Source organism: Actinokineospora sp., assembly GCF_050699995.1.
Lineage (GTDB): Bacteria > Actinomycetota > Actinomycetes > Mycobacteriales > Pseudonocardiaceae > Actinokineospora.
The window spans coordinates 1-3,215 of record NZ_JBOHGC010000481.1; the positions used below are offsets into that span (position 1 = coordinate 1).

2 protein-coding genes and 1 pseudogene are annotated in these 3,215 nt (G+C 67.1%); 1 reads left to right on the forward strand and 2 read right to left on the reverse strand.

Annotated elements, in window-relative coordinates; genetic code table 11:
* The coding region (locus tag ACRDSQ_RS24140) for a xanthine dehydrogenase family protein molybdopterin-binding subunit (protein ID WP_431424235.1) at positions 1-1,595 on the reverse strand (1,595 nt) is incomplete at its 3' end.
* A gap of 146 nt (positions 1,596-1,741) precedes the next feature.
* Here ACRDSQ_RS24140 and ACRDSQ_RS24145 point away from each other — a divergent pair.
* A complete protein-coding gene (locus tag ACRDSQ_RS24145) occupies positions 1,742-2,893 on the forward strand; it encodes a DUF917 domain-containing protein (RefSeq protein ID WP_431424237.1) in 1,152 nt (383 codons plus the stop codon).
* A gap of 51 nt (positions 2,894-2,944) precedes the next feature.
* On the opposite strand, the pseudogene ACRDSQ_RS24150 reads toward ACRDSQ_RS24145, so the two are convergent.
* Positions 2,945-3,215: pseudogene (locus ACRDSQ_RS24150) on the reverse strand (hypothetical protein); the annotation flags it as partial.

Consider the following 3,215-nt stretch of genomic DNA (forward strand, 5'->3'; position numbering starts at 1 on the left):
ACCGTGATGTGCTCTGGGTCGATCCCCAGCGTTTGGGCGCAGATCTGGGCGATGCCGTTCGTGAACCCCTGACCCATCTCGCAGAGGCCAGTGTAGATGGTGACGTCGCCGCTGGGCTCCATTCGCACGCGGGCGATGTCGTAGCCCCCCTGCAACACCCCGCCTTGGTTCAGCATTCGCGACGGGCCCAAGGCCGTGTTCTCGACGTAGAACGACAGGCCGATGCCGACGTGACGGCCCTGCCGGCGGGACGCCGCCTGCCGCTCGCGCCAGCCCCCGTAGTCCAGTACCTGCAGGGCCTTGTCCAGGCACTTTTCGTAGTCGCCGCTGTCGAAGGTGTGGTGGAGACTCTTGTACGGAAAGCGATCCGGCGGGATAAAGTTCTTCCGCCGGAGCTCAGCAGGATCCTGGTGCAGCGCACGTGCCAGCCGGTCGACGAGGCGCTCGACAACGAAGTTGGCCTGCGGCTGTCCCCAGCCTCGGAACGATCCCAGCGGCGTCTTGTTGGTGACAATGGCGCGGGCGCGCACGCGCGCATTAGGAATCAGGTACGCGTTCGTCATCATCACGGCCGTGAGCCAGACCGGGCCGTAACTCACGGTGTGGAGGTGGGCCCCCATGTCGCCCAAGATCTCGGCGGTGACCGCGATGATCGTGCCGTCGCTCTTCGCCGCCATGGTCGCTTGCACGACCTGCTCGCGCGCGTGCACCGTGGCCACGAACGACTCGAGCCGGTCCTCGAGCCAGCGCACCGGGCGCCGGGCCTTCTGGGCGAGCAGGGCGATCGCGACCTCTTCGGCGTAGAAGTGGAACTTGCAGCCGAACGCGCCGCCAATCCTGGGCACCAGCACGCGGATTCGATGCTCGGGAATGCCGAGCACTTCGGCCAGGCAGTCGCGCGCGATGTGGAGAATCTGGGTCGAACTCCAGAGGACGAGTTCGCCCCGGTGGACGTCCCATTCCGCCAGCACGCCGCGTGGCTCCAGAGGGCAGGCGAATTGCCGCTGGATCCGGAACCGCTCGGTGATCTTGACGTCGGCCTCGGCGAGCGCGCGGTCCGGGTCGCCCATCTCGGTCTGGAAAACGCCGGCGATGTTGTCCGGCCACTCGTCGTACAAACGCGGCGCGTCGGGGCGCAGGGCGGCCTCGACATCCGCCACGGCGGGCATCGGATCCCACTCGACTTCGATGCAGTCGAGGGCGTCCTCCGCGACATACGGCGATTCGGCGGCCACCATCGCGACGGGCTCGCCGACGTACCGAACACGGTCCCTGGCCAGAGCGTAGTTGGGGGTTTGGCGGTCGGTAAAGACGTGCGTCACGGGCTGCGCCCGCAGGGTCGCCGGCAGGTCCCGCCCGGTCAGGGCGGCGTGCACGCCTGGGAGAGCCAGGGCTCGCCCGACGTCGATTGAGCGAATGCGGGCGTGCGGGTGAGGGCTGCGCAGGAACACCGCGTGCAACATTCCAGGACGGACGAGGTCGCCAATGAACTGCCCTTTTCCAGCGAGGAGTTCGGGATCCTCACGGCGCTTCAGGCCCAGCCCGACCCAGGTTGCCCGGCCGTCAGCACTTATCGCAGCACCATCCGGTCCCATGCCCAGGACTCTCGCCTCGTCGGATGTTCCGTGACGCAGGTGGTCGGGTGGTAAGACCTCTCCTGACGGCGCTTTGTTTCTCCCCTCACGGGCCTTGGTCCTTCGCGTGACAGTACGATCATCGCCAAATATCATGGGATGAGCAGGTGATCACGACCATGCCGACCCTCATTGCCGATCTTGCCACCGTCCAGGACTTCTGCGTGGGTCTCTGCTTCTTCGGCACCGGCGGGGGCGGTCGGGTGGAGGCGGGGGTCGATCTCCTCGCGCCCGTCATCCGCGCGGGGCGACCGATTACTCTTGTCAGCCCGGACGAACTGCCCGACGAGACGTGGACGTGCTGGGCCATTATCGTCGGCGGCAAGGATCCTGACGAACCCCCGCCGGCCGACGAGCTTGCGCAGTTGGGACTGCGCGAGGAACGCTATGCCCTCGTACCGCGCCTGGTCCAGTCGGCGCGCGAATTGTCGGCTTTCGCGGGCGTGACGCTCGGCGCACTGGTCTCCATGGAGCTCAGCGCAGCGGCCACGGCGGCGACGATCGCCACCGGCATCGAGCTCGGGATCCCGACGCTCGACAGCGACTACGTCGGGCGCGCGATCCCGGAACTGCCTCTGTCCAAGATGGAGCTGCGTGGACGGGCGCCCACGCCGGTGGCAATGATCGACCGCTGGGGCAACACGACGATCGTGAAGTCCGCGGTGACCGCCGCCATGACCGACCGCCTGGGCCGCATGCTGAGCAGGGCGGCCTACGGGCGCGGCATCGGTACCACCGGCCACCTGGTCCGGGTGGCCGAAGCAAAGTCTGCACTGGTGCGCGGCAGTCTCCTGGCGGCGATTAGAGCGGGCGCTGCGCTTCGCCGCAGCGCGGCCGCGCGGGACCTGGCGCCGCTCATCGAGCTGACCGGCGGCCTGGTCCTCTTTGAAGCGGAGGCCGGGGCCACCGACTGGCGCAGCACCGAGCCGTACACGTTCCGGGAACTCACATACCGGATGAAGGGGACCGGGCGCTTCGCCGGAGCTTCCTATAGGATCTGGGTCAAGAACGAGCACCACGCGGTGTGGCGTGACGGGGAGGTGATCGCGACCAGCCCCGACGTGATCGCGGTGCTCGACGCCGAGACGTTTCGCCCTCTCACGACGTTGGGTGAGGTCACGCCGGGCCGCCGCGTCACGGTATTTGCGATGAAAGGGCTTGACGCCGAGTGGTACACGCCGGCCGGGCTGGCGCTGTTGGGTCCTCGCCACTTCGGACTCGACTTCAACTACGTGCCGCTCGGCCAGGCGTCGGAGTGAGGCGCGTGCGGGCGAAGATCCGTGTGGCGGTCATCGTCCTCTTGGTAGTCATCAGCGTTCCCACCAGCCGCGCATCTTTCCGGGGTTCATGAGGCCGTGCGGATCGACGAGCCGCTTGAAGGCCAACTGGTTCTCATCGACTTTCTTCAACCCGCCGTCCTCGAGGATGTGCGTGTGCGGGTTGAAGATGGTCACTCCGTGATCCTCGTGGTACGCGATGATGTCGTTCAACCGTGCCTCGGTCGTGAACCGGACGACCTGGAGCGATGTGTGCGTCACAGTCCCGTCAAGCCGGATGGCCTCGAGGTGCAGCATCACCTCG